Annotated in this window: 23 protein-coding genes and 1 tRNA gene; 22 read left to right on the top strand and 2 right to left on the bottom strand. The window is 47.2% G+C overall.

Annotated elements, in window-relative coordinates; all coding sequences use genetic code 11:
• The 14 genes from hisH to BN1546_RS10375 all read left to right on the top strand — a co-directional run bounded on the left by hisH (position 1) and on the right by BN1546_RS10375 (position 13,868).
• Complete coding sequence (gene hisH / locus BN1546_RS10440) at positions 1-630, top strand: imidazole glycerol phosphate synthase subunit HisH (protein WP_090737420.1); 630 nt, start codon at positions 1-3, stop codon at positions 628-630.
• 92 nt (positions 631-722) lie between these two features.
• The gene (gene hisA, locus BN1546_RS10435) at positions 723-1,454 is read left to right on the top strand and encodes a 1-(5-phosphoribosyl)-5-[(5-phosphoribosylamino)methylideneamino]imidazole-4-carboxamide isomerase (RefSeq protein ID WP_090737418.1); all 732 of its coding nucleotides are present in this window, start codon (positions 723-725) and stop codon (positions 1,452-1,454) included.
• Positions 1,455-1,465: 11 nt separating this feature from the next.
• The gene (hisF, locus tag BN1546_RS10430) at positions 1,466-2,224 is read left to right on the top strand and encodes an imidazole glycerol phosphate synthase subunit HisF (protein WP_090737416.1); all 759 of its coding nucleotides are present in this window, start codon (positions 1,466-1,468) and stop codon (positions 2,222-2,224) included.
• Positions 2,221-2,961: a bifunctional phosphoribosyl-AMP cyclohydrolase/phosphoribosyl-ATP diphosphatase HisIE gene (gene hisIE / locus BN1546_RS10425; protein ID WP_090737414.1), complete on the top strand. Its 741-nt coding sequence runs from the start codon at positions 2,221-2,223 to the stop codon at positions 2,959-2,961. Before hisF ends, hisIE begins: the two co-directional genes overlap by 4 nt.
• A 36-nt stretch (positions 2,962-2,997) precedes the next feature.
• Positions 2,998-3,822 carry a histidinol-phosphatase HisJ gene (gene hisJ, locus BN1546_RS10420; protein WP_025675864.1) on the top strand — a complete coding sequence of 275 codons (825 nt, stop codon included), beginning with the start codon at positions 2,998-3,000 and terminating at the stop codon, positions 3,820-3,822.
• Positions 3,823-4,055: 233 nt separating this feature from the next.
• Positions 4,056-5,825, top strand: a complete 1,770-nt coding sequence (locus BN1546_RS10415) for a tetratricopeptide repeat protein (protein ID WP_090737412.1) — start codon at positions 4,056-4,058, stop codon at positions 5,823-5,825.
• 39 nt (positions 5,826-5,864) lie between these two features.
• Positions 5,865-6,818: a thioredoxin-disulfide reductase gene (trxB, locus tag BN1546_RS10410; protein ID WP_013368806.1), complete on the top strand. Its 954-nt coding sequence runs from the start codon at positions 5,865-5,867 to the stop codon at positions 6,816-6,818.
• 406 nt (positions 6,819-7,224) lie between these two features.
• On the top strand, positions 7,225-8,175 hold the full coding sequence (locus tag BN1546_RS10405) for an ROK family glucokinase (RefSeq protein ID WP_058831115.1): 951 nt from the start codon (positions 7,225-7,227) through the stop codon (positions 8,173-8,175).
• Positions 8,176-8,238: 63 nt separating this feature from the next.
• Positions 8,239-9,138 (top strand): RNase adapter RapZ, encoded by a 900-nt coding sequence (gene rapZ / locus BN1546_RS10400; protein WP_013368808.1) that lies wholly within the window; start codon positions 8,239-8,241, stop codon positions 9,136-9,138.
• A gap of 12 nt (positions 9,139-9,150) precedes the next feature.
• Positions 9,151-10,137 carry a gluconeogenesis factor YvcK family protein gene (gene yvcK, locus BN1546_RS10395; protein WP_013368809.1) on the top strand — a complete coding sequence of 329 codons (987 nt, stop codon included), beginning with the start codon at positions 9,151-9,153 and terminating at the stop codon, positions 10,135-10,137.
• Between the two features lie 5 nt (positions 10,138-10,142).
• Positions 10,143-11,087 (top strand): DNA-binding protein WhiA, encoded by a 945-nt coding sequence (whiA, locus tag BN1546_RS10390; RefSeq protein WP_013368810.1) that lies wholly within the window; start codon positions 10,143-10,145, stop codon positions 11,085-11,087.
• A 135-nt stretch (positions 11,088-11,222) separates the two neighbouring features.
• Positions 11,223-11,492 carry an HPr family phosphocarrier protein gene (locus BN1546_RS10385; RefSeq protein ID WP_013368811.1) on the top strand — a complete coding sequence of 90 codons (270 nt, stop codon included), beginning with the start codon at positions 11,223-11,225 and terminating at the stop codon, positions 11,490-11,492.
• Positions 11,493-11,765: 273 nt separating this feature from the next.
• Positions 11,766-12,521 carry an SIMPL domain-containing protein gene (locus BN1546_RS10380; RefSeq protein ID WP_090737410.1) on the top strand — a complete coding sequence of 252 codons (756 nt, stop codon included), beginning with the start codon at positions 11,766-11,768 and terminating at the stop codon, positions 12,519-12,521.
• A 237-nt stretch (positions 12,522-12,758) separates the two neighbouring features.
• Positions 12,759-13,868: a PdaC/SigV domain-containing protein gene (locus BN1546_RS10375; protein WP_013368813.1), complete on the top strand. Its 1,110-nt coding sequence runs from the start codon at positions 12,759-12,761 to the stop codon at positions 13,866-13,868.
• A gap of 112 nt (positions 13,869-13,980) precedes the next feature.
• Here the strand turns inward: BN1546_RS10375 and clpP are convergent, their stop codons facing one another.
• Both clpP and BN1546_RS10365 read right to left on the bottom strand, forming a co-directional pair.
• On the bottom strand, positions 13,981-14,577 hold the full coding sequence (gene clpP / locus BN1546_RS10370) for an ATP-dependent Clp endopeptidase proteolytic subunit ClpP (protein ID WP_013368815.1): 597 nt from the start codon (positions 14,575-14,577) through the stop codon (positions 13,981-13,983).
• Between the two features lie 211 nt (positions 14,578-14,788).
• Positions 14,789-14,860: transfer RNA gene (locus BN1546_RS10365), tRNA-Arg, on the bottom strand.
• Positions 14,861-15,120: 260 nt separating this feature from the next.
• On the opposite strand from BN1546_RS10365, the gene BN1546_RS10360 reads away from it, so the two are divergent.
• The 8 genes from BN1546_RS10360 to rnr all read left to right on the top strand — a co-directional run bounded on the left by BN1546_RS10360 (position 15,121) and on the right by rnr (position 25,630).
• Positions 15,121-16,158, top strand: a complete 1,038-nt coding sequence (locus BN1546_RS10360) for a sugar-binding transcriptional regulator (protein ID WP_013368816.1) — start codon at positions 15,121-15,123, stop codon at positions 16,156-16,158.
• A 92-nt stretch (positions 16,159-16,250) separates the two neighbouring features.
• The gene (gap, locus tag BN1546_RS10355; protein WP_013368817.1) at positions 16,251-17,261 is read left to right on the top strand and encodes a type I glyceraldehyde-3-phosphate dehydrogenase; all 1,011 of its coding nucleotides are present in this window, start codon (positions 16,251-16,253) and stop codon (positions 17,259-17,261) included.
• A gap of 123 nt (positions 17,262-17,384) precedes the next feature.
• Positions 17,385-18,566 carry a phosphoglycerate kinase gene (pgk, locus tag BN1546_RS10350; RefSeq protein WP_044786793.1) on the top strand — a complete coding sequence of 394 codons (1,182 nt, stop codon included), beginning with the start codon at positions 17,385-17,387 and terminating at the stop codon, positions 18,564-18,566.
• Between the two features lie 59 nt (positions 18,567-18,625).
• Positions 18,626-19,378 (top strand): triose-phosphate isomerase, encoded by a 753-nt coding sequence (gene tpiA, locus BN1546_RS10345; protein WP_013308264.1) that lies wholly within the window; start codon positions 18,626-18,628, stop codon positions 19,376-19,378.
• Position 19,379: 1 nt separating this feature from the next.
• Positions 19,380-20,924 carry a 2,3-bisphosphoglycerate-independent phosphoglycerate mutase gene (gpmI, locus tag BN1546_RS10340; protein ID WP_013368820.1) on the top strand — a complete coding sequence of 515 codons (1,545 nt, stop codon included), beginning with the start codon at positions 19,380-19,382 and terminating at the stop codon, positions 20,922-20,924.
• A 63-nt stretch (positions 20,925-20,987) separates the two neighbouring features.
• Positions 20,988-22,274 (top strand): phosphopyruvate hydratase, encoded by a 1,287-nt coding sequence (gene eno / locus BN1546_RS10335; protein ID WP_013368821.1) that lies wholly within the window; start codon positions 20,988-20,990, stop codon positions 22,272-22,274.
• A gap of 324 nt (positions 22,275-22,598) precedes the next feature.
• Positions 22,599-22,832, top strand: a complete 234-nt coding sequence (secG, locus tag BN1546_RS10330) for a preprotein translocase subunit SecG (protein WP_013368823.1) — start codon at positions 22,599-22,601, stop codon at positions 22,830-22,832.
• Between the two features lie 188 nt (positions 22,833-23,020).
• Positions 23,021-25,630 (top strand): ribonuclease R, encoded by a 2,610-nt coding sequence (gene rnr, locus BN1546_RS10325; RefSeq protein WP_090737408.1) that lies wholly within the window; start codon positions 23,021-23,023, stop codon positions 25,628-25,630.
• Positions 25,631-25,775: the final 145 nt, after the last annotated feature.

Here is a 25,775-nt window from a genome sequence, read left to right as displayed (position 1 = left end):
ATGTCCATTGCCATTGTGGATTACGGCAGAGGGAATCTGCATAGTGTGAGCAGGGCGGTTGAGCGCCTTGGCTATGAGGCTGTAGTGACAGGAGATGCTCAAGTGATTCGTACCTCTAGCGGTGTAATTTTGCCGGGGGTAGGGGCTTTCGGGGACGCGATGGAACATCTGCGTTCCAGCGGATTGGATCGGGTTATTCAGGAGGTTGCAAGTGCTGGACAACCGCTGCTCGGTGTTTGTTTGGGAATGCAGCTATTGTTCACTCGTGGTGAAGAATACGGCAGTCACGAAGGACTTAATATTTTACCAGGCGAGGTCGTTCGGTTTGCTCCTGATCTGGGCGTTAAAGTGCCACATATGGGCTGGAATCGTCTGCATATCACCCAGCCAGAGCATCCGTTATTGCAGGGTCTGGAGGAAGGACATGTATATTTTGTGCATTCCTATCATGCAAAGCCGGAGACCGAAAGTGACCTGCTGGCAGTAACCGACTATGGTGGACCTGTAACGGCTATTGTTGGCAGAGGACATGTATACGGTATGCAGTTTCATCCGGAGAAAAGCGGAGAAATGGGAATGCGTCTGCTTCGTCAGTTTTTGGAATTGGCGGAAGCGGAAAAGCGAGCATAACTACTTGAGCATTTGTGTTGGTAGGCTCAAATTTGGGCGTTGATGGGTGTGAAGGTATATAGCTGTTGATTAGTTCATAAGGGGGTCATACTTTGTTCACGATATACCCGGCGATTGATATTCGCGATGGCAAATGTGTACGACTGGTACAAGGTGATTATAACCAGGAGACAATATACAACGAAAATCCGGTGGAAGTAGCACGAGAATGGGAGCGCTTGGGCGGCTCCTACATTCATTTGGTTGATTTGGACGGTGCCAAAGCAGGTCAACCGGTGAATGATGCGCTCATTGGACGGATTGCTTCTGCGGTGCAAGTGCCTGTACAAGTGGGCGGTGGCTTACGTACGCTTGAGCATGTGGAGCGGCTGTTGTTGCTGGGCGTGAGCCGGGTGATTTTGGGCACGGCAGCTATTGAGGATCGTGCTTTTACGGAAGCGGTATTGGGTACCTACGGTGATCGGATCGCCATCGGTCTAGATGCGCGAAATGGCTATGTGGCTACGCGTGGATGGCTCGAAACCTCGGGGGTTCGAGCAGATGAATTGGCTGCTGAGCTGGCCTCCAAGGGAGCGGAAACATTTATTTTCACAGATATTTCCCGTGACGGCATGATGCAGGGCCCGAATGTAGAGGCTATTGCAGCGCTTGCCAAAAGCAGTGGACGAACCGTGATTGCATCCGGCGGAGTCAGCAAGATGGATGATCTAATCACACTGAGTACCTATGCGAAAGAAGGCGTGGGCGGAGCTATTGTGGGTAAAGCATTGTATACAGGGAGCATTGATTTACAGGTTGCCGTACAAGCTGTAGTAAAGGCATAGGGGGAGTAGGCATGCTGGCTAAACGTGTTATTCCCTGTCTGGATGTAAAGGATGGCAGGGTGGTTAAGGGCGTTAATTTTGTGAACTTGCGCGATGCAGGTGACCCGGTGGAGCTGGCTGCGCTTTATGACCGGGAAGGGGCGGACGAAATCGTATTTCTGGATATTTCCGCTTCGGTTGAAGATCGTGCCACGATGGAAGAAGTAGTTCGACAGACAGCCGGAGAAATTGCTATTCCTTTCACCGTAGGTGGCGGGATATCTCATGTCGATGATATGAAACGCATTTTGCGTGCCGGTGCTGATAAAATCGGCGTAAATACGGCGGCTGTCCGCAACCCTCAGCTGATCGCGGAAGGTGCGCGCAGCTTTGGTTCACAATGTATCGTTGTTGCCATCGATGCCAAGTACAATGAGGCGTGGGGCGAATGGGAAGTATACACGCACGGAGGCCGCACGCCATCGGGTATTCGCGCCTTGGCCTGGGCCAAGGAAGCAGAGCAGCTGGGGGCCGGTGAGATTCTGCTGACCAGCATGAATGCAGACGGAACTAAGGATGGCTTTGACCTGCCGCTGACTTCCGCGGTTTCGGATACCGTAGGGATTCCAGTTATTGCTTCCGGCGGAGCAGGCAAACAGGAACATTTCTATGACGTGTTTACGTCAGGTAAGGCGGATGCTGGATTAGCAGCAACGATTTTTCACTATAAAGAAATCGGAATCCCTGAGCTGAAACGGGATTTGAAGCGCAGAGGAGTGGAGATACGATGAGCAACGAATTGAACCAACAGCTACCACTGGAGCAGATACTGGATAATGTCCGCTGGAACGAGGCGGGGCTTGTCTCGGCGATTGTGCAGGATGATGCTACACTTCAGGTGTTGACGCTGGCCTATATGAACCGCGAGTCACTGAAACGGTCTTTGGAGTCAGGAGAGACCTGGTTCTGGTCACGTTCCAGACAGGAGCTGTGGCACAAAGGAGCAACTTCTGGGAATACGCAAAAGATCTCCTCCATCCAGCTGGATTGTGACGGCGATGCTCTATTGGTGCGTGTCATTCCGAGCGGTCCGGCCTGTCATACAGGCGCAACGAGTTGCTTTTCTCGTGATATTTCCGTGCCAGGAACAGCTGTAACACCTGTGGCAGGAAAAGCAGGAGCTCAAGTGTCGGTAACTCGTACCGATGCTATTCCCATTGCTTCAGAAGGCCGCTTTGAGGTGCTTGCCCAATTGGAAGCAATTATTAAGGAACGCGAGGAGACGCGTCCTGAAGGAGCCTACACGACCTATCTTTTTGATAAAGGTGTAGACAAAATCCTGAAAAAGGTTGGCGAAGAAGCATCTGAGACCATCATTGCAGCCAAAAATAAAGATAATGAGGAGTTGCGTCTGGAGGTCAGCGACCTGATTTATCACCTGCTGGTGCTGTTGCAGGAGCGCAAGCTACCACTCGATGACGTGCTGGCTGAGCTGAATCGCCGTCATGAACGCCCTCGTCGTGATTAGGACGGCTATTGTAGGATTTGAAAGGGGGAGGGCTGCATGAAAATTGACTATCATACGCATCATTCCCGCTGCGGGCATGCGATAGGAAGTCTGGAGGAGTATGTGCAGCAGGGGATCCGGCTGGGGCTGGATCAGCTCGGCTTATCCGATCATATGCCGCTGCTGCATGTAGAACCAGCCAACTATTATCCAGAAATGGCGATGCCTATGGATGAGCTGCCCCGATACGTGGAAGAATGCTTGGATCTGAAGGAGCGTTATAAAGGGCAAATTGATATTCGTGTTGGTTTGGAAGGCGACTATATCGAGGGCTGGGAACGCGAAATCGAAGATATCGTCCATGCATACCCATGGGATTATGTGATTGGTTCCGTCCACTTTCTCGGTGAGTGGGATGTCACCGACTTCCGTCAGGTACACCATTGGGAAGGTAAAAATGTGCTAGAGGTGTACCGCACATATTATGATGCGGTTTCCAAGGCGGCCGCTACGGGGTTGTATGACATCATGGGTCATTTGGATGTCATTAAGCGCTTCGGCTATCATCCGAAACCAGAGGAAGAGGAGGAGCTGCGTGAATTGGAGCGCTCCGCACTCTCAGCCGTAGCCCGCAGCGGTCGGGCAATGGAACTCAATGCATCAGGGCTTTCCAAACCCTGTGCCGAAATGTTTCCGAGCCGCCGCATGCTGGAGCAAGCTTTCACGCTAGGTATCCCGTTGACCATCGGCTCGGATGCCCATGATCCAGCGAAGCTGTCTGAGCACTTGGAGAAGGCGCGATCACTTTTATATGAAGTCGGCTATCGCGAGCTTGCCGTATTTCAGCATCGTGAACGTTCACGGGTTCCGTTAACGCTATAATACTTATTTATTGGATCAAAATGTTATATCTAGTTGCTAGCCGAACGCGCCTTTCATACAGGGAAAATGCGCTCGGCTATTTTGCGTATTTTTGTATATGTATCTACCGGGATACGAGCACGAAACCGTTTTTTGGAATAAGGCAGGATCGACTGTCAAGTCGTTTTGAAGTTGTGGTATACTGAAGGGTATGAACATGTCAGTTACTTTTAAAGGAGGTGCCTTGGTTATTTATGAAAGGGAAACATCTGCGAGTTTCGGAACCTAGCCCTAAGATTATTGCTTTGCGTTTCGACGCATCTTTCTTTTTTGAGAAAGCTGTGCGCTCGCTTGATCGCAATCATTATGACAAGGCATTGAAATATTTTCGCAAAGCCGTTGAATATGAACCGGATAATCCGGTGAATCATTGCAATATGGCGGGTATATTATCAGAGATGGGGGATTATGCAGGTTCGAATGAGATCCTGTCCTCTGTTCTGAGTGACGTAGACTCGTCGATGACAGAATGTTATTTCTATATGGCGAATAATTACGCTAATATGGAGCAGTTTGAAGAAGCGGAAAAAGCATTGGTCACGTACCTGGAGGAGGACGAAGAAGGCCAGTTTCTTGATGAAGCCGAGGAAATGATGGAGCTGCTCTATTATGAGCTGGACCGTCCGACGAAGCTGAACCGCATTAAGGCCCGGCAGGGAGTGGTTGAGCATGATCAGGCCCGTGTTCTGCTGGAGGAAGGGAAATTTGCTCAGGCAGCCCAACTGCTCAAGCAAATTTCGGAGGAGCAACCAGACATGTTCGCTGCGCGGAATAATCTCGCGCTAGCGTATTACTACATGGGATTGTTCCAAAATGCTAAGGCTACCATTATTCAAGTGTTGGAGGATGAGCCAGGTAATTTACACGCATTGTGCAACTTGGCGATTTTTTATCAGCACGAAGGCGGCGGTCCGGAATTGGATCGTCTGGTTCAAACCTTGGCGGTCACTATACCGTTTCAGGAGGAGCAGGTATTCAAGCTGGCGACCACTATGGGGATTCTCGGACGTCATGAGGAGGCCTACAGACATTTTCGTAGGTTGCTTCATGGCAATGGAGAGAACAATGCGGACGCTTCTTTGTACCATTACACAGCGGTAGCTGCCAGCAATACAGGAAGATATGCGGAAGCTCGGCGGTTATGGAGTCATTTGCAAAAGCAGGATGCTTCCTCGGAGGTTCCAAGATTTTTCCTGTCCAGATTGGAAGAGCTTCAGCAGGAAGGTACACCGCTGCAAGTGCTCAGCTATCACTATCATCTCCCGTTTGAAGAGCAATTCCGCATGTGGGAGAAGTTTGGTGCTGAGCAGGTGCCTGACAGTATGAAGAAGGACCCGCTAATCCGGTCATCTTTCTTTTGGGCCTTGCGCCACGGAGACCGGGCGACTCAGCTTCAGGTCATTCAGGCGTTAAGCCTGATCGGTGACGATGAGGTGCGTCAGGCGCTGGAGTCCTTCGTAGAAGACCCGGATCAGGAGAGTGAACTCAAACGCCGTGCTCTGCAAGTATTGCAAGAGCTGGCAGAGCAGGAAGTACAGAATACACACGCGGTTACGGAGCATCCTGAGCGGTTGGAGGCTGAGAAAGATCCGCATACAACCGAAGGTGATAGCTCTGCTTCGTCAGTTGATCCACAATGGCAGGCCGTGCTGGACAAGGTACTGACCGTCATGAGCAAATCATCCGATCCGGCCATGCAGCATGATTTGAGATCACTTTGGCAGGAGTATCTGGATCGGCTTGCTCCAGAAGTCCCGATGGTTCAGCATACTGAGGGATGGGCAGCTGCGCTGGAATATTTGACAGCCAAAATGCATCATCATTCAGTCACCTATCAGGAAGTAGCCGACCGCTATGGTATTTCCGTATCGACCGTAAGCCGCTACGCACGTCAAATTGACAGCGTGTGTGGTATCAAACAGAAGCTGAAGCAGCCGCTCTCCACGTTTAAAAAGCAGGTCTGAGACCTGCTCCAAACATCACTTAAAGGAGGCAACAAACGTATGTATAAATCCATAATTATTGGTACAGGTCCTGCAGGCTACACAGCCGCTATTTATTTGGCACGCGCCAACATGAATCCGCTGATCATTGAAGGAATGCAGCCCGGTGGGCAGCTGACCACAACGACTGAAATTGAAAATTTCCCGGGTTTTGAGCAAGGTATCCTCGGACCTGAGCTGATGGATAACATGCGCAAGCAGGCCGAACGTTTTGGCGCTGAGTTTACTTCCGGTTGGGTAGAGGAAGTCGATTTCAGCAAGCGCCCTTTTAAAGTGAAGGTAGAGGGTAAAGGTATCATTGAGGCGGAGTCGGTTATTATTGCTACAGGTGCGTCCGCCAAATACCTCGGCATTCCAGGTGAGCAGGACAATGTAGGTCGCGGAGTTAGCACATGCGCAACTTGCGACGGCTTCTTTTTCCGTGGGAAAAAGATTATCGTGGTCGGCGGTGGCGATTCAGCCATGGAGGAAGCGAGCTTCTTGACCCGTTTTGCTTCCAGTGTAACCTTGGTCCATCGTCGTGACGAATTGCGGGCATCTAAAATTATGCAAGACCGCGCACGCGAAAATGAAAAAGTACATTGGGCATTAAACCGGACTCCTCTGGAAGTTGTGACGGGAGAAACTGGCTTAAAGGGCCTGAAAGTACACAATAATGAGACCAACCAGGATGAGCTAATAGAGGCAGATGGCGTGTTCGTGGCGATTGGGCATACACCGAATACAGGCTTTCTGAACGGACAGATCCATACCGATGAACACGGCTATATTGAAGTGAAGCCAGGCACGACGGAAACGAATATCCCGGGTGTTTTTGCCTGTGGGGACGTTCAGGATAACCGTTATCGACAAGCCATTACGGCTGCGGGAACGGGCTGTATGGCGGCTATGGATTGCGAGAAGTATCTTGAAGGCAGCGCTGTCCACGACTGGAGCGAAACACTGGATCAATAAAGGGTGTCTATAATACACAAAGTGGCTAATGTGAGGGGCTAATGGCCCTCTGTTAAGCTCCGTTGTTTGTTCAGGAAGAGAAAGCCTGGTGCATTTGCACAGGCTTTCTCCTTTTTATGATTATAGTATTTATAAATGTTCAGCGGAGCTGAACAATTCTTTAATCGCAAGGAAAATTTCCGTTAAGCGTGGTCTGGCTTCCTTGAAAGTACGTCAATAGACGTTTTTCTTATGGAGGCATGAGGTTAAAAGTTCAGCTAATCGTACATTTTTCAACAGGCAAGTGTCCTTGACCGTAACGGGGGCTTCAATTATAGTTGGAACGTAGGATTACTATTATGAGGCAGGAATTTTAAGCTATATTTCATACCAGATTTTTAAGTAAACATAAAAGGTGGCTTGGAACATGTCTGAAAGTATCTATGTAGGTGTCGATTTGGGCGGTACCGCGATTAAAGTCGGCATTTGTAATGAAAACGGACAGCTTTTGCACACATATGAGGGACCAACCGAAACCGATAAAGGTGTAGACGTTGTCATTGGTAATATCGAAAAATATGTGCGGCACATTGTTGAGGAATCTCCTTATGAGTGGGATCAACTAAAGGGTGTCGGTGCAGGCGTTGCAGGTTTTACGAATGTTCGTGATGGTATTATTGTCCTCGCTCCTAATATTGGCTTTCGTGACGTACCGATCCGTGCGCTCCTAGAGAACCGGATTGGCAAGCCTGTGAAAATAGACAATGATGCGAATGTTGCTGCGCTGGGTGAGGCTTGGGCTGGTGCAGGCAAAGGCATTGAAAACTGCGTATGCTATACCCTGGGAACAGGCGTAGGTGGCGGTATTATTATAAACGGTAAAATATATCAAGGTTCTTCGGGCATGGCTGGGGAAATTGGCCATATCAGCGTCGTGCCTGATCTGGAGGCTATTCAGTGTGGATGCGGCAAAATAGGTTGCTTGGAAACTGTATCTTCCGCAACAGGCATCATTCGTATGGCCAAGGATGCTGTGGAACGTGGCGACCGGACCTCTCTGGCGCTGGAAGATCACATTGCTGCTAAGGAAGTATTCGATGCTGCTAAAGCCGGGGATGAAGTCGCGCTGCGTATCGTGAACCGGGCTGCCTTTTATTTGGGGAAATCGATGGCAGCTGTTGCCGCTGTGCTCAATCCAGAATTGTTTATTATAGGCGGCGGTGTTTCTAAAGCAGGCGACTTTTTGTTTGAAGAGATGCGTCGCGTATACGCCAAGCTGGCACCTGAACCGCTTCAAAAAGGTGTATATATCGTACCAGCGGTGTTAGGGAATGACGCGGGTATCGTAGGGGCTGCAGGGTTGCTGCTACGCTCCTAATCCACAGGTTGATGATAGGGGTACTGGCATAGAGCGAAGAAGCAAAAGGAGAGGGAAGTCCATATGACAGACAATCTAAAAAATGCTGCGCCGTGGGCAACGCTCATTATTATTACGGGGATGTCAGGCGCAGGGAAGACCATTGCGGTGCAGAGCCTTGAAGACTTGGGCTTCTTCTGCGTTGATAATTTACCCCCTGTGCTGATTCCCAAATTTGCCGAGTTGATTGAGCAGTCTAACGGTAAAATAGGCAAAGTGGCTCTTGTCATTGATTTACGCGGACGAGAATTTTTCACCGCCTTGTCGGAATCGCTTAATTATATTAAAGATCATTTTACGATTCATTGTGAAATTTTATTCTTGAATGCGAATGACGGTGTTCTCGTACAGCGGTACAAAGAAAGCCGTCGACGGCATCCGCTTGCTCCAGATGGTATGCCTTTGGATGGGATTCGTTTGGAGCGTAAGATGTTGGAGGAACTCAAAAGCTCCGCTACACAGGTTATTGATACAAGTACGATGAAGCCTGCAACCTTAAAGGCGAGGATTATTTCGAGATTTTCTCATCTGGAGAGCAGTATGCTGTCCGTGAATATTACTTCTTTTGGCTTCAAATATGGTATTCCCATTGATGCCGATCTTGTATTCGATGTGCGCTTCCTGCCTAATCCCCACTATGTGGACCAGCTACGTCCACACACGGGACAGGATAGCGATGTATATGATTATGTCATGAAGTGGCCGGAGACTCAGGCGTTCCTGACCAAGTTGCTGGATATGTTGCACTTTTTGATTCCGCAGTATCGCAAAGAAGGTAAAAGCCAGGTCATTATCGGTATTGGCTGTACTGGAGGTAAGCATCGTTCAGTTGCAATATCGGAGTATTTAGGAAAAATGCTGGGTGCCAGCGAGACAGAATCCGTTTCTGTTTCGCATCGGGATGCTGATCGGGACCGGCATTAATGAGGTGAAATCATGAAAGAGACCGGATCACAACGGGAGCGCCCACGTATTGTTGTTATGGGCGGCGGAACCGGCTTGTCCGTCATGCTGCGGGGCTTGAAGCAAAAGCCGCTGGATATTACGGCTATTGTTACAGTCGCTGACGATGGCGGAAGCTCCGGGATATTGCGCAGTGAGCTGCAGATGCCCCCTCCAGGGGATATCCGCAATGTGCTGACTGCCTTGGCTGACGTGGAACCAGTCATGTCAGATATGCTAAAATACCGTTTCGGTGCTGGATCAGGGTTGTCAGGCCATAGCTTGGGGAATTTGATCTTAGCAGCGATGACTGATATATCGGGGGATTTTGTAACGGCGGTGCGTGAGCTTAGCCGTGTATTTGCTGTCCGAGGGCGCGTACTGCCGGCGGCTGAAGAAGGCGTTGTGCTCAGCGCCGAGATGGAGGATGGCACGGTGATCACCGGGGAGTCCAAAATCCCAGAAGCGGGCGGACGAATCAAACGTGTTTTTCTTGAACCGACTCACGTGGAGCCGTTGCCTGAGGCTGTGGAAGCCATTAATGAAGCCGATGCGATTCTGATTGGTCCCGGCAGTCTATATACCAGCATTTTACCGAATTTGCTTGTACCGAAACTTGCTGAGGCTGTGGTGAAATCAGATGCTATCAAAATATTTGTCTGCAACGTGATGACCCAGCCGGGGGAAACCGATGGCTATACAGTGGGAGATCACCTGCAAGCGATCTATGAGCATGTAGGGCATCATCTGTTCGACTATGTCATTGTAAATAACGGAGAAATTCCACCCCAAGTACAGGAAATGTATGCCGAGCAGGGAGCTAAGCCTGTTCAAGTAGACATGGGCGAGCTGGCTGATCGAGGATATAAAGTAGTGGCAGATACGTTAGTTCTGTTCCGCACGTATTTACGGCATGACGCCGACAAACTGAGCCAGCATATTTACCAATTGGTACAAAACTGGATGTTAAGAAGGAGGTGAGTCCCTTGTCCTTTGCGGCACAAACGAAAAAAGAGCTTACGATGATTGAAAGCCAGCCCTGCTGTGAAAAAGCGGAACTGTCTGCGCTCATACGTATGCTCGGATCCGTACAACTGTCGAATAAAAGGGTGATATTGGACGTGTCCACAGAAAATGCCGCGATTGCAAGGCGGATTTACTCCTTGATCAAAAAGCATTTTCAACTTCACATCGAACTGCTTGTACGGAAAAAAATGCGCTTGAAAAAAAATAATGTGTATATTGTCCGTATTCCTAATGGTGTACAAGAGCTGCTAAAGGAGCTTTATATTGTCTCAGAAGGTTTCTTGTTCACTGACGGGATTAATCGGGATATCATTCGGAAAAACTGTTGTAAGCGGGCTTATCTGCGGGGTGCCTTTATGGCAGGTGGCTCTGTAAATAATCCAGAGGGATCGTCTTACCACCTTGAAATTTCTTCGATGTATGAGGAGCATTGTCAGGCGCTAGTTGACCTTGCTAATGAGTTTCATCTCAATGCCCGCTGTATTGAGCGAAAAAAAGGCTTTATCCTTTACATCAAGGAAGGCGAGAAGATCATTGAGCTGCTCAGTATCATTGGGGCGCACCAAGCCTTGTTCAAATTTGAAGATGTACGTATCATGCGCGATATGCGCAATTCCGTAAACCGTATTGTTAATTGCGAAACAGCTAATTTGAACAAGACGATCGGAGCTGCTGTCCGGCAAATTGAGAATATTAAGTTGCTGGAGAGGGAAGTTGGTTTGGAGACCTTGCCAGATAAACTGCGTGAAGTGGCAGAAATTCGGCTCGCTCATCCCGATTTGAATTTGAAAGAAGTCGGGGAAATGCTCAAAGGGGTCGTGAGTAAATCGGGTGTAAATCATCGACTTCGCAAAATTGATGAGATGGCTGACAAAATCAGGGGGGAAAACGGCCTGATTCCGTAAAAGAGGGTCTGTGGGGCTTTTAGAACCGGTTTTTTTAGTTTTTTTTCTAGTGTCTGTCCCGGGTTAATGTTATAATGTGATAAATAAAATGGAGTAAATAGCGTCCAGATTTATTTGATGAGGGGGTAAGCTGACATGTCAAAACATCCAGTAGTCGTACGCTTGAAAACAGGACTGCACGCCAGACCTGCTGCGTTGTTCGTACAGGAAGCGAATAAATATTCATCTGAAATTTTTGTGGAAAAAGAAGACAAAAAGGTTAATGCCAAGAGCATCATGGGTATTATGAGCCTCGCCATCAGTACAGGTACTGAAATCAATATTAGTGCTGAAGGTGCGGACGCCGAACAGGCTGTAAACGCTTTAGTAAGTCTGGTTAGTAAGGTAGAGCTGGAAAATCAATAAACGAACATTTGCTTTGTGATATGATGTATGCTCTTAGTGAAAGCCCCCTCGGGGGCTTTTTTTTGTATCCAGAAAAAAATATTCAACCAGCCCCACCATTAAGCTATTTGTGTATATTTATTTGAATATAGCGACCGCGTTAAGTCCAAGCTACAAATAATTAAAACCCCTGGGCAATGCTCTGTTTCGGAAATTTATACCGCTTGACTGCAACCTTTTCCCGTTTTTTCCGTCTGGAAGGTACAAACATTTTCAAGAAAGAGGCTGACTACAATGAGAGTTTGGACAAAAACAGTAAGCACAGCAATTCTTGCAGGAGCATTATTAGCTGGAGGAGTAGCAGGAGGGCTGTGGACGGGAGCTGATCGCGCTTATGCAGCAACGGCGACGACGGCGAATGGTGTGATTAACGTGAGCGGAAGTGGCGAAATAATGGCTAAGCCAGATATCGCTTATCTCTCTATTGGTGTGCAATCGGAAGGAAACACCGCTGCTTCTGCTCAAAAAGCCAATGCTGCGAAAATAAACAAGGTTACACAGCTGTTAAAAGAAAAATGGAGCATTAGTGCAGACGATATTCAGACAAGCCAGTTCTCTGTACAGCCTAACTATACCTATAACGAGAAAGAAGGACAAAAGCTCAAAGGCTACATGGCCAACCATACACTTTCAGTGAAATACCGCAATTTGGACAAAATTGGTCAACTGTTGGATGAGGCTACAAACTCCGGTGCAAACAACGTAGATAATATACAGTTTTCCGTAGAGAATCCTTCCGCTTATGAGGAAGCGGCCATTGCAAAGGCGTTGGATAATGCTCAATCCAAAGCCAATGCTGTAGCAAAATCAGCTAAACGCGGTTTAGGAGCTCTGGTGAATGTTACAGTAGATGGCGGGGAAGCTCAGGTTTTCACACAACGTGAGAATGCCATGTCCAAAGCGCTCATGGATATGAGTGGCGGAACAGAGATACAGTCGGGTCAAGTAACGGTGAAAGTCCAAGTGTCTGCCCAATATGAGATGAACTAGTATAGACCATTAAGCGGAGCCGCAAGCGCCTGCAACATTGCAGGATGACTTGTTGGCTTCTTTTGTCTATTGAAACCGTTTTGTAATGAGTCTGTCATAGCTAATGGCTGTTAGGTGTACAGATTGAAATCAAGGAGTGTACAGATTGTAAACTACATACAATAGGGTATAGATATAATAAGAAAAGTGATCAAAACACATAGATTATACAGATTTGCAATAGGAGGAATACTTACGATGAACAAACATACAAAAAAATGGGGCTCAGCATTGCTGGCAGCGGGAATTTTAGCAGGGGTTGCGGTTATTCCCGTTTCCTATATTGGGGCAGCATCGACCAAACAGCAGCAAGCGACAACACAGCAACCAGGGATCGCCATCCAATGGAATGGTAAAACGTTGGCCGCTAAAGGTATTCAAGTGAACGGGAACACCATGATTCCAGTGGCAGCACTGCGTGACAGCTTGGGAATTCCGGTGAGCTATGACACCAAAGAAGGGACATATACAGTGGGGAGTGGGTACAACAAGCTCTATATCGTGGTCTCCTCCTCGGATGCCTATGTCAATGTGAACGGAATCAACACGCGCAGCATGGATGCCAAAATGATCGCCGGGAAGCTGTACATTCCTATGAGTCTGCTGAAAGACTATCTGGGTATCGATGCTCAGTGGAATGCAGCTCAGAAAACCGTAACATTGAGTAAAAGCCAGCTAAATCCAATCACAATTGCATCTCAGACGCTTCCAGCTTCGAGCAATGCAAAGGTATCTTATAAGATTAAGTATCCACAAATCAGCGGCAGCCAGCTGAATCCTGAGGCTCAACAGACCATTAATAATGTGCTAAAAAAGCATGCAGAGACAGTATTGGCAGCAGGCAAAAAGATGGTGGCAGAGGGAGAGGTTACAGCAGAAAGACCGTATGATTTCGAGAATGATTTTGCAATTGCCTATAACAAGGACGGTATTCTAAGTGTGATTATGCAGGACTACTCGTATACAGGTGGCGCACATGGCATGACGGCGCGTAAAGGATACACGTTCTCGCTCGCTGATGGCAAGCTGCTGCAATTGTCTGACGTATTGAAGGCAAATCCGAACTATAAAAAATTTTTGAATGCTGATTTGAAGAAAAAAATTGATGCGCTCCAGGCTGGCGAAGGTTTTGAAAAATTTAAAGAGTTGGCCGCAGATCAGAATTTTTATGTGACCAATAGTGGAGTAACCATCGTGTTTGATTTGTATGATTATGCCCCATACGCGTATGGAATTCCGGAGTTTACTTACTCGTTCGCTCAACTGCTACCTCAGGGCGGAAAGCCTTTTGCGGGACAAAATCAATAATTTGGATGACCTATATTTTTAAAAAATAGCAAATCAAAAAGGCTGCCTACTGGATACAAAAATCCGAGGCAGCCTTTCTATTTACCAGCTATTCAGAAGTAAACCACTTTTCTTATACACCTTCTGGAGAGGAGCTAGTTAACACTTTATCAATAATACCGTATTCTTTGGCATCATCAGCGGACATGAAATAGTCACGGTCTGTGTCTTTTTCGATGCGTTCCAGTGGTTGACCTGTGCGATCTGCGAGAATGCGGTTCAATTTGTCACGCATTTTCAGAATGCGACGGGCGCGAATTTCGATATCCGTTGCCTGTCCTTGTGCACCGCCCAGTGGTTGGTGAATCATAATTTCACTGTTTGGCAAGGCAAAACGTTTGCCTTTGGCACCTGCATTCAGCAAGAAAGCACCCATGGAAGCAGCCATACCTACACAAATGGTAGATACGTCAGGTTTAATGTATTGCATCGTATCGAAAATGGCCATACCAGCTGTGATGGAACCGCCAGGACTGTTAATATACAAGTGAATGTCTTTTTCAGGATCTTCAGCAGCCAAAAACAGCATTTGTGCAATAATTGAGTTGGCTACAACGTCATTGACGTCCGAGCCCAACAAAATAATGCGATCCTTCAACAGTCTGGAATAAATGTCATAGGCGCGTTCGCCGCGGTTACTTTGTTCTACTACCATAGGAACATAGCTCACGTCAAAAAACCTCCCTTAAATATCGTTAGTGGATTTGGTGGATATGCCGATTACACATCCCTATTTATAAACTGTTACCGTATTAACCACATGATAAACAATTTCAAACAAAAAGTCAAAGAAAGTCAAACTATTGATTAAAAAAAGAGCGCTCAGCGCTCTTTTTGGTTAAAAACATTATATGGAACATTTAGCCAATCATATAAAACGACGCGCCCGCGAGGAATCGAACCTCGATCTCAGGCTCCGGAGGCCTACGTCATATCCGTTGGACCACGGGCGCACAGATGAACATTACAAGCAACTAACTAATTAATTTGGAAACAAAGATGATTATATGATATACGGCATTGAATTGCAAGCTTTTATTACGTGCGCATATTCACATAAAAAGTTGAGAAATATAGGTTCAGATAGACTTGCATGTGAAGCAAATATTGGGTAAGATATACGTGGGACTTAAAAAGTTATCCCGGGACATTTTAAGACCAGTTAGAGATATAGCATAGAGACAGAACTTAGAAGTGTGCGGGAGTGGAAAGCATGCGAAAGATATTAGAAATACAGAAGCAGCTTCTGCCCGACCTCATGGATGTTTTGAAAAAAAGGTACACGATCCTGCATCAGATTATGCTGTCCGAAGTTATTGGACGCAGAACACTGGCAGCTTCACTGGATATGACCGAGCGCGTACTGCGCGCTGAGACTGATCTCCTTAAAGCGCAAGGGCTAATTGAGATTGAGAGTGTGGGCATGAAGGTGAGCAAAGCAGGACTGGATCTGCTGGAACAGCTGGAGCCGATTGCGAACAACTTGTTCGGCCTGTCCCAATTGGAGGATCAGATTCGTCAAGCCTACGGTTTGAGGAAGGTGGTTGTCGTTCCAGGGGATTCGGATGCTTCACCGTTAGCGAAGCAGGAACTGGGCCGTGCTGGCGCAAAGGCGCTGCTGAGTGTTATGGATGACGAGGACGTGGTCGCTGTAACAGGTGGCACGACGATTGCAGATGTGGCGGAACAACTGACATTACCTGCTAACGGCCCGCTTAAAGGCGGATGGTTTGTACCGGCACGCGGGGGTTTGGGAGAGAGCATGGAAATGCAGGCAAATACAATTGCTTCCACGATGGCTCGCAAGGTCGGCGCTCAATACCGTCTGCTCCATGTACCGGATTTGCTCAGCAATCATGCTTACAACTCCTTGCTTGAGGATACGAATATTCAGGATATATTGAGCCTGATTCGAGAGAGTCGTATTATCATTCACGGGATAGGCAACGCCATAGCAATGGCCCACAGACGCAAGCTTGACCCTGAAACCTTTGCCCAGATCAGCAATGAGGGCGCGGTCGCCGAATCGTTTGGTTATTATTTTAACGAAGACGGCGTCGTTGTTCACAGAATGCTGACGCTTGGACTCCGTTTGGAGGACATCAGGCGCACGGAGACGGTGTTAGGTGTGGCTGGAGGCAAGAGCAAGGCGGCTGCTATTCATGCGGTATTGCGTTTCGGACAGGAAGACATTCTTGTCACCGACGAAGGCGCTGCTGCCGAGATTGTAAGCCGTTATTTAAGAGATTGATAAGGTTTTTTAATTGTGTTGTCTTGACGGGCTTTCGGGTCTGTCTTGAATATATAAAACTAAACTAAACGAACTTTGGGAGGAACTCACTCATGACAGTTAAAGTTGGTATTAACGGTTTCGGACGTATTGGACGCCTTGCTTTCCGCCGTATTCAAGACGTAGAAGGTATTGAAGTAGTAGCAATTAACGACTTGACAGATTCCAAAATGCTGGCGCATCTGTTGAAATATGATACAACACAAGGTACTTTCCAAGGGGAAGTAGAAGTACATGATGGTTTCTTCAAAGTAAACGGTAAAGAAGTTAAAGTTTTGGCTAACCGTAACCCAGAAGAATTGCCTTGGGGAGACCTGGGTGTAGACATCGTTCTGGAATGCACAGGTTTCTTCACAACTAAAGAAGCTGCTGAGAAACATTTGAAAGGCGGCGCTAAAAAGGTTGTTATCTCCGCTCCAGCTACTGGCGACATGAAAACTGTCGTTTACAACGTAAACCATGAAATTCTGGACGGATCTGAAACTGTAATTTCCGGTGCTTCTTGCACAACTAACTGCCTGGCTCCTATGGCTAAAACATTGCAAGACAAATTTGGTATCGTTGAAGGCTTGATGACTACAATTCACGCTTACACTGGCGACCAAAACACTTTGGATGCTCCACATGCTAAAGGTGACTTCCGTCGTGCTCGCGCAGCAGCTGAAAACATCATCCCTAACACTACTGGTGCTGCTAAAGCAATCGGTCTGGTTATCCCTGAGCTGAAAGGTAAATTGGATGGCGCAGCTCAACGTGTTCCAGTACCAACAGGTTCCCTGACTGAGCTGGTAACAGTTCTGGAGAAAAACGTAACTGCTGAAGAAATCAACGCAGCGATGAAAGAAGCTTCCGATCCTGAAACTTACGGATACACTGAAGATCAAATCGTTTCTTCTGACATCAAAGGTCTGACTTTCGGATCCCTGTTTGATGCAACTCAAACTAAAGTTCTGACTGTTGGCGACAAACAACTGGTTAAAACTGTAGCTTGGTACGACAACGAAATGTCCTACACTGCACAATTGATCCGTACTTTGGAATACTTCGCTAAATTGGCTAAATAAGAATTTCCTTATCGAGCAACATCATAGAGCGGAAACAGGTGTTATTGTTTCCGCTCTTTATATATCAAAATGTGCCTTAAATTCCTGTTTCGTAAAATTATAAGGGTGCGGAGGAATATGGAGATGAACAAAAAGAGCGTACGTGATATAGAACTGAATGGAAAACGGGTGTTTGTTCGTGTAGATTTTAACGTTCCGGTTGAAGATGGTAAAATTACAGATGACAAGCGTATTCGCGAAACCTTGCCAACCATTAACTACCTGATTGAAAAAGGTGCAAAAGTTATTTTGGCGAGTCACTTTGGACGTCCAAAGGGTCAAGTCGTTGAATCCATGCGTCTGACTGCTGCTGGTGTACGTTTGTCCGAACTGCTGAAAAAGCCAGTTGTTAAAGTGGACGAAGCAGTTGGTGAAGCTGTTAAAGCGAAAGTGGCTGAACTGCAAAACGGCGATGTGCTATTGCTTGAAAATGTACGCTTCTACCCAGGAGAAGAGAAAAATGATCCTGAACTGGCTAAGCAATTTGCTGAACTGGCTGACATTTTCGTGAATGATGCTTTTGGTGCAGCACACCGTGCTCATGCTTCTACAGAAGGTATCGCGCATTTCCTTCCGGCTGTTTCCGGCTTGCTGATGGAAAAAGAGTTGTCTGTTATTGGTAAAGCTTTGTCGAATCCAGATCGTCCTTTTACAGCCATTATTGGTGGTTCCAAAGTAAAAGACAAAATCGACGTAATCGACAACCTGCTGAACATTGCAGATAACGTAATTATTGGCGGCGGTTTGACTTATACATTCTTCAAAGCTCAAGGTCATGAAGTGGGTCAATCTTTGCTGGATGAATCCAAACTGGACGTAGCTCTTGGATTTATTGAAAAAGCGAAGAAGCTTGGCAAAAACTTCTACCTTCCTGTGGATATCGTTATCTCTGACGATTTCAGTGCTACAGCGAACACGAACATTGTGGACATCGACGGCATTCCTGCAGATTGGGAAGGCGTGGATATCGGACCGAAAACTCGTAAAATTTATGCAGATGTTATCAAAAACTCCAAATTGGTTGTTTGGAATGGACCAATGGGTGTATTTGAAATCGAGCCTTTCGCTGGCGGTACTCGTGAAGTAGCGGAAGCTTGTGCTACAACAGAAGCATACACCATCATTGGTGGCGGTGATTCTGCGGCTGCGGCTGAAAAATTCCACTTGGCTGACAAAATGGATCACATCTCCACTGGCGGCGGCGCATCCCTGGAATTCATGGAAGGGAAAGCACTTCCGGGTGTTGTTGCACTTAACGATAAATAATCAAACGCATTACGCGTAATAAAGGCTTTAGGGCACCTAATAGTTAGGAGTTGAAACCATTGAGAACACCGATTATCGCGGGTAACTGGAAGATGTTCAAAACCGTACCAGAAGCTAAAACCTTCATCGAAGAGATCAAAGGTAAAGCAGAGGTTGCAGGAGTGGAGAGCGTTATATGTGCTCCATTTACAAATCTTCCTGCTCTGGTTGAAGCAGTAAAAGGCACATCTATTAAAATCGGCGCACAAAACCTGCACTTTGCAGAAGATGGCGCATTTACAGGTGAAATCAGCGGCGGAATGCTTAAAGATCTGGGCGTAGACTACGTTGTGATCGGACACTCCGAGCGTCGTGAGTATTTCAACGAAACAGACGAAACGGTGAACAAAAAGGTTCATGCAGCATTCCGTCATGGCCTGACACCAATTGTATGTGTAGGCGAAAAGCTGGAAGACCGTGAAGCAGGTCAAACCAAAGAAGTTGTAAAAGTGCAAACTGTAGCAGCTTTTGCTGGTCTGGCTAAAGATCAAGCAGCACAAGTCGTAGTTGCTTATGAGCCAATCTGGGCCATCGGAACAGGCAAATCCTCTACTTCGCAGGATGCGAATGAAGTGATTTCCTACATCCGTAGTCTGATTAAAGAGCTGTATGATGAAAATACAGCAAATGCTGTACGTATTCAGTACGGTGGTAGTGTAAAACCTGAAAATGTTACTGAGTACCTGGGTCAAAGCGATATCGACGGCGCGCTCGTGGGCGGTGCCAGTCTTCAACCGGCGTCGTACATCGCGCTTGTTGAGGGGGCGAAGTAAGATGACAGCACCAAAACCGGTAGCTTTAATTATTATGGACGGATTCGGACTGCGTGACACTGTGGAAGGCAATGCGGTTGCACAGGCCAACAAACCGAATTACGACCGGTATTTAAAACAGTATCCACATACCACGTTGACGGCTTCTGGTGAAGCGGTGGGTCTGCCGGAAGGACAAATGGGTAACTCCGAAGTAGGTCACTTGAACATCGGCGCAGGTCGAATTGTATATCAAGATTTGACTCGTATTTCGAAGTCCATCCGTGAAGGCGAGTTCTTCGACAATGAAACATTGGTTAAAGCCGTGCAACATGCGAAGAAGAACAACACTAAACTTCACCTGTACGGACTTCTGTCCGACGGTGGTGTGCATAGTCATATCAGCCATCTGTTCGCTATGCTGGATCTGGCTAAAAAAGAAGGTTTAACTGAAGTGTACATTCATGCTTTTATGGATGGACGTGACGTTATGCCTGATAGCGGCGTAGGCTTTATGCAACAACTGGTCGCTAAAATTCAGGAAGTAGGCATTGGCCAAATTGCAACCGTACAAGGGCGCTATTATGCAATGGACCGCGACAAACGTTGGGAACGTGTTGAGAAGTCTTACCGTGCAATCGTATACGGTGAAGGTCCTCAATATACCGATCCACTTGAAGCATTGAAGGAATCGTATGAAAAGTCAGTGTTCGATGAATTCGTGGAGCCAACTGTTATTGTGAAGGCTGATGGAAGCCCTGTAGGGCTGGTCGAAAGCAATGACTCTGTCGTATTCCTGAATTTCCGTCCTGACCGTGCGATTCAATTGTCTCAAGTATTTACCAATGAAGATTTCCGTGGTTTTGACCGTGGGCCAAAATGGCCTAAGGATCTGCACTTTGTTTGCCTGACCTTGTTCAGTGAAACGGTTGGAGGCTTTGTTGCCTATGAACCGAAAAACCTGGACAACACGTTTGGCGAGGTGCTGGTACAAAACAACAAAAAGCAATTGCGTATTGCTGAGACAGAAAAGTATCCGCACGTTACTTTCTTTTTCAGTGGCGGACGCGATGTGGAGCTTCCTGGCGAAACTCGTATTTTGATCAACTCGCCTAAAGTGGCTACATATGATCTGCAGCCTGAAATGAGTGCGTATGAAGTAGCGGATGCTGCTGTTAAGGAAATCGAAGCTGACAAGCATGATGCGATTATCCTGAACTTTGCCAATCCGGATATGGTTGGACACTCCGGTATGCTGGAACCAACAATTAAGGCAGTAGAGACGACGGATGAATGTGTTGGACGTGTTGTAGATGCAGTTAAAGCCAAAGGTGGCGTGGTAATTATCATCGCTGACCATGGTAACGCGGATATGGAAATTGATGAGCAGGGACGTCCGTTCACAGCTCACACAACGAATCCGGTTCCGTTCATTTTGACTGACGAAAATATCGTTCTGCGTGAGCATGGAATTCTGGCTGACGTAGCTCCAACGCTTCTGGATTTGATGCAACTTCCGCAACCTGCGGAAATGACAGGAAAATCTATGATTGCATCCCGCAAGTAAGCTTGATTTAATAAGTATAGGCTTGACCAATAAATTATGAATTACAAAGGAGATTAAGTACAAATGACTATTATTTCTGACGTGTACGCTCGCGAAGTCCTCGACTCCCGTGGTAACCCTACGGTTGAAGTTGAAGTATATCTGGAATCCGGTGCGATTGGTCGCGCTATCGTTCCTTCTGGTGCATCCACAGGCGCTCACGAAGCTGTAGAGCTTCGCGATAACGACAAATCCCGTTACCTGGGTAAAGGCGTTCTGCAAGCTGTTAAAAACGTGAACGAAATTATTGCTCCTGAAGTAATCGGCTTGGATGCTGTGAACCAAGTAGAAATCGATACATTGATGATCAAATTGGACGGTACTCCAAACAAAGGTAAACTGGGTGCGAATGCAATTCTGGCTGTATCCATGGCTGTAGCTCGCGCTGCTGCTGAAGCTCTGGGCTTGCCACTGTACACTTACCTGGGCGGATTCAACGCTAAACAATTGCCAGTACCAATGATGAACATCGTTAACGGTGGTGCTCATGCCGACAACAACGTTGACGTACAAGAATTCATGGTTCTGCCTGTAGGCGCTCCTACATTCAAAGAAGCTCTGCGTGTTGGCGCAGAAATCTTCCACAACCTGAAATCCGTACTGAATTCCAAAGGTTTGAACACAGCTGTTGGTGATGAAGGTGGTTTTGCTCCTAACTTCAAATCCAACGAAGAAGCTCTGTCCACTATTATCGAAGCGATCGAAAAAGCTGGTTACAAACCAGGCGTTGACGTATTCCTCGGTATGGACGTTGCTTCCACTGAGTTCTTCAAAGATGGAAAATACACTTTGGAAGGCGAAGGCAAATCCTTCACTTCTGCTGAGTTCGTTGACCTGCTTGCTTCTTGGGTTGATAAATACCCAATCATCACTATTGAAGATGGTTGCTCCGAAGATGACTGGGAAGGTTGGAAATTGCTCACTGAAAAACTGGGCAACAAAATCCAATTGGTTGGTGACGACCTGTTCGTAACTAACACAGAGCGTCTGGCTAAAGGTATCGATGAAAACATCGGTAACTCTATCCTGATCAAAGTAAACCAAATCGGTACGCTGACTGAAACATTCGATGCTATCGAATTGGCTAAACGTGCAGGATACACAGCTGTAATCTCTCACCGTTCCGGTGAATCCGAAGACAGCACAATCGCTGATATCGCTGTTGCAACAAATGCAGGCCAAATCAAAACTGGTGCTCCTTCCCGTACTGACCGTATTGCGAAGTACAACCAATTGCTCCGCATTGAGGATCAACTGGGTGAACTGGCTCAATACCACGGCCTGAAATCTTTCTACAACCTGAAAAAATAATATTGCCAAAAATGCTGGTGGTGTCTCGGGCCTATGATTTATCATAGGGTCAGGACGCTCGAAGCTTTTGCGCATAATAAAACAGACCTGCTCGCTATATGCAAGCAGGTCTGTTTTTTTGTTATGGATAATCTATTATCTACAGAAGCTTAATGGCTAAGTGTCTTGCTGTAGCTGTTGTTATCTACTGGAAGCTGTGGTAGAATGAAAATAGTGTTTTGCGTTAATTTCCGGCTATTTAAAGCATGATATGTGCATGTTTTCATAAAAGAGGCTGTGTTGTTTTGCAAAACAGATGTATAAGCTCAGGAGGTGGGATTTTTCATGGAAATCTTTTTGAAAGTGCTGCTCGTTGTGTTCTCGATTGCTGTTATTGCGGTTGTGTTACTGCAAAAGGGGAAAAGCGCAGGTTTGTCCGGTGCCATCTCTGGCGGTGCTGAGCATCTGTTCGGCAAGACCAAAGCTCGCGGTATGGATTTGATTTTACAACGCGTAACTGCTGTTTTGGGTGCATGTTTTATGATCGTTTCCGTTTTGGTTGCATTTTTCGCAAAATAAGATAAATATACACCTTAAGCCTTCGTTTCACGGGAAACGGGGGCTTTTTTGGATTTTGGACAGGCAGGGATGCCGTCGATTAAATTCGTGTATACTAGGGTATGAGTATATAAAGAGCCTTGTATCAGGAACAAGGAACATGCGGATTTATTACTGAAAATTAAAGGTCACCCGAGGTGGACAAAATTATGATAACAGAGCAACAACTACTTGATTTCATGCGCGAGACCGCATACAAGCCTATGACATACCAGGAGCTGGAGCAACATTTTGACATTAAGGATGCAGAAGAGTTTCGTGAATTTCTTAAGCTCTTGAACGCATTGGAGGAAGACGGGAAAATTCTGCTGACCCGCACGAACCGTTATGGTGTTCCAGAACGGATGGATTTGCAGCGCGGGCGTTTGCAGGCCCATGCCAAGGGCTTTGCTTTTTTGATTCCAGAGGACCGGGAGCACCCGGATGTATACATTCATGCTAACGATTTAAAGAGCGCGATGAATGGAGATACAGTGCTGGTAAGAGTGACGTCAAAGGGACCTGCGGGTGGCCGATTAGAAGGCGAAGTTGTGCGGATCGTGAAGCGCGCAGTGCTTCAGGTAGTCGGTGTGTTTCAGAGCCACGAAGCATACGGTTTTGTTTTACCGGATGATAAACGTATTAACCGGGACATTTTCATTCCTAAGGACAGCTTTAACGGAGCTGTAAACGGACAAAAGGTCGTCGTGCGTATTGTGAGCTATCCGGAAGGACGTGCAGCGGCAGAAGGCGAAGTGCTGGAGGTGCTGGGTCATAAGGATGATCCGGGCGTTGACATCTTGTCCGTTATTCGCAAGCATCAGCTCCCAGAAGCTTTTCCGGATGAAGTGATGGCGGAAGCGGATGAGGCTCCTGATGCGATTACGGAAGAAGAGATTATACGTCAGGGACGGCGTGATTTGCGCGATAAGATCATTGTCACCATTGACGGGGAGGATGCCAAAGACCTCGATGATGCGGTTAATGTAGAGCGTTTGCCGAACGGAAACTATCGTCTGGGCGTTCATATTGCTGACGTAGGGTATTATGTGCGTGAGAACTCCAAGCTGGATCTAGAGGCATATAACCGCGGTTGTAGTGTGTATTTGGTTGACCGTGTCATTCCGATGCTTCCACATCGACTTTCAAACGGAATTTGTTCATTGAATCCTCAGGTGGATCGACTGACTTTATCCTGTGAGATGGAATTCAATGAGCATATGAAGGTCGTAAAGCATGATATTTTCACCAGCGTGATTAAAACGAAGGAACGGATGACCTATACTAACGTTCGCAAAATCCTCGAAGAGGAAGATGCAGAACTGATGGAACGGTACAAGGACCTGGTTGATGTATTCCGTACGATGAAGGATTTAGCATTGAAGCTACGTGCGAATCGGATGCGCCGCGGTGCAGTTGATTTTGATTTTGATGAGGCCAAAGTGATTGTAGATGATGAAGGCAAAGCTGTCGATATTGTGAAGAGGGATCGTACGATAGCCGAACAAATAATCGAAGAGTTTATGCTGGCGGCCAATGAAACGGTAGCCGAACATTTTCACTGGCTCAAGGTACCGTTCTTGTACCGGATTCATGAGGACCCCGATCCAGAGAAGCTGCAAAACTTTATGGCTTTTGCAGCTAATTTTGGTCATCAGATCAAAGGTCGAGGAAATTCCATTCATCCGCGTGCACTCCAAACATTGTTAGAAGACATTCAGGGTACGAAGGAGCAAACGGTGCTTAGCACAATGATGCTGCGTTCGATGAAGCAGGCAAAATATGATGCGGAGTCTACAGGACATTTTGGACTGGCTGCTGAGTATTACTCTCATTTTACATCACCGATTCGTCGTTACCCTGACTTGGTAATTCACCGTGTCATTCGTGAGGTATTAGAGAATGGCGGGGCTTTAACAGACGAGCGTCAGGAATATTTGACTGCACGCATGCCAGATATTGCTCAGCAATCCTCCGAGCGTGAACGTGTGGCTGTGGATGCAGAGCGCGACACAGAGCAAATGAAAAAGGCTGAATACATGCTGGATAAGGTCGGCGAGGAGTTCGAAGGGATCATCAGCAGTGTAACCAGCTTTGGGATGTTCATTGAGCTGGACAACACAGTCGAGGGCTTAACGCGTCTGAGTGCACTTACGGACGACTATTATCATTTTGACGAGCAGCATATGGCGTTAATCGGAGAACGCACCTCTAAGGTATTCCGCATTGGGGATGAGGTTAAGGTTCGCGTCGCGCGTGTGAATATGGAAGATTACACAATTGACTTTGAACTCGTCGATATGAAGCAACGACAACGTCGTGAACGGACGGGAGGCTCGGGCCAGGGTGGAGATTTTGCACGTGGCGAGGGCCGTGCTAAAGGCAAAGGCCGAGAAGGACGTGACCGTAAGGGCGGTAAGGACAAGGCTGGTAGAGAGCGTAAAGTCGGTCGTGAGGCGGCTGGAAAGCCTAAAGAGGGCGGCAACGGAGGAATCAGCACCACAGGTCGCGCAGGTCGTGGTGGTGGAAACGGTGTCGGTACAGGCTCGCCAGGCAGCTTCGGCTTTGGTAGTGGCAAGGGCGGATACAATTCGCCAGCAACGGGTGCAAGCAAGCGACGGAAGAAGACGTCTGCCAGCGGGATATTCATTGGTGATGCAGCTACCCCAGGTAGTGATGCCAGACCAGGTGGTGAAGGCGCAGCACGTCGCAAGCGGAAAAAAAAGGGCGCTAACGGCGGGAATAGCACCGCTGGGTTTGTGCGGAAAAAGAAAAAGTAGGTTGATATAACTTACTGTTAGGAGATTGGGGCTTCCGAGAGCAGTGAATGAAGCTTACGGATGCTTAGGTATATGAGCGGTTTCTGTCTGTAGTAATGGATAGAAGCCGCTTGGTTTTAGTGTGCTATAAGTGTAATGAGAAATG

Source organism: Paenibacillus sp. Mc5Re-14 (assembly GCF_001049835.1).
GTDB lineage: Bacteria > Bacillota > Bacilli > Paenibacillales > Paenibacillaceae > Paenibacillus > Paenibacillus polymyxa_C.
This window is presented reverse-complemented; position numbering and strand designations above follow the sequence as displayed.

Excerpts from the sequence above, each read along its gene's own strand:
- hisH (WP_090737420.1), top strand. The coding sequence starts at position 1 with ATGTCCATTGCCATTGTGGATTACGGCAGAGGGAATCTGCATAGTGTG.
- hisF (WP_090737416.1), top strand. The coding sequence starts at position 1,466 with ATGCTGGCTAAACGTGTTATTCCCTGTCTGGATGTAAAGGATGGCAGG.
- hisIE (WP_090737414.1), top strand. The coding sequence starts at position 2,221 with ATGAGCAACGAATTGAACCAACAGCTACCACTGGAGCAGATACTGGAT.
- hisJ (WP_025675864.1), top strand. The coding sequence starts at position 2,998 with ATGAAAATTGACTATCATACGCATCATTCCCGCTGCGGGCATGCGATA.
- BN1546_RS10415 (WP_090737412.1), top strand. The coding sequence starts at position 4,056 with ATGAAAGGGAAACATCTGCGAGTTTCGGAACCTAGCCCTAAGATTATT.
- trxB (WP_013368806.1), top strand. The coding sequence starts at position 5,865 with ATGTATAAATCCATAATTATTGGTACAGGTCCTGCAGGCTACACAGCC.
- BN1546_RS10405 (WP_058831115.1), top strand. The coding sequence starts at position 7,225 with ATGTCTGAAAGTATCTATGTAGGTGTCGATTTGGGCGGTACCGCGATT.
- rapZ (WP_013368808.1), top strand. The coding sequence starts at position 8,239 with ATGACAGACAATCTAAAAAATGCTGCGCCGTGGGCAACGCTCATTATT.
- yvcK (WP_013368809.1), top strand. The coding sequence starts at position 9,151 with ATGAAAGAGACCGGATCACAACGGGAGCGCCCACGTATTGTTGTTATG.
- BN1546_RS10385 (WP_013368811.1), top strand. The coding sequence starts at position 11,223 with ATGTCAAAACATCCAGTAGTCGTACGCTTGAAAACAGGACTGCACGCC.
- BN1546_RS10380 (WP_090737410.1), top strand. The coding sequence starts at position 11,766 with ATGAGAGTTTGGACAAAAACAGTAAGCACAGCAATTCTTGCAGGAGCA.
- BN1546_RS10375 (WP_013368813.1), top strand. The coding sequence starts at position 12,759 with ATGAACAAACATACAAAAAAATGGGGCTCAGCATTGCTGGCAGCGGGA.
- BN1546_RS10360 (WP_013368816.1), top strand. The coding sequence starts at position 15,121 with ATGCGAAAGATATTAGAAATACAGAAGCAGCTTCTGCCCGACCTCATG.
- gap (WP_013368817.1), top strand. The coding sequence starts at position 16,251 with ATGACAGTTAAAGTTGGTATTAACGGTTTCGGACGTATTGGACGCCTT.
- pgk (WP_044786793.1), top strand. The coding sequence starts at position 17,385 with ATGAACAAAAAGAGCGTACGTGATATAGAACTGAATGGAAAACGGGTG.
- gpmI (WP_013368820.1), top strand. The coding sequence starts at position 19,380 with ATGACAGCACCAAAACCGGTAGCTTTAATTATTATGGACGGATTCGGA.
- eno (WP_013368821.1), top strand. The coding sequence starts at position 20,988 with ATGACTATTATTTCTGACGTGTACGCTCGCGAAGTCCTCGACTCCCGT.
- secG (WP_013368823.1), top strand. The coding sequence starts at position 22,599 with ATGGAAATCTTTTTGAAAGTGCTGCTCGTTGTGTTCTCGATTGCTGTT.
- rnr (WP_090737408.1), top strand. The coding sequence starts at position 23,021 with ATGATAACAGAGCAACAACTACTTGATTTCATGCGCGAGACCGCATAC.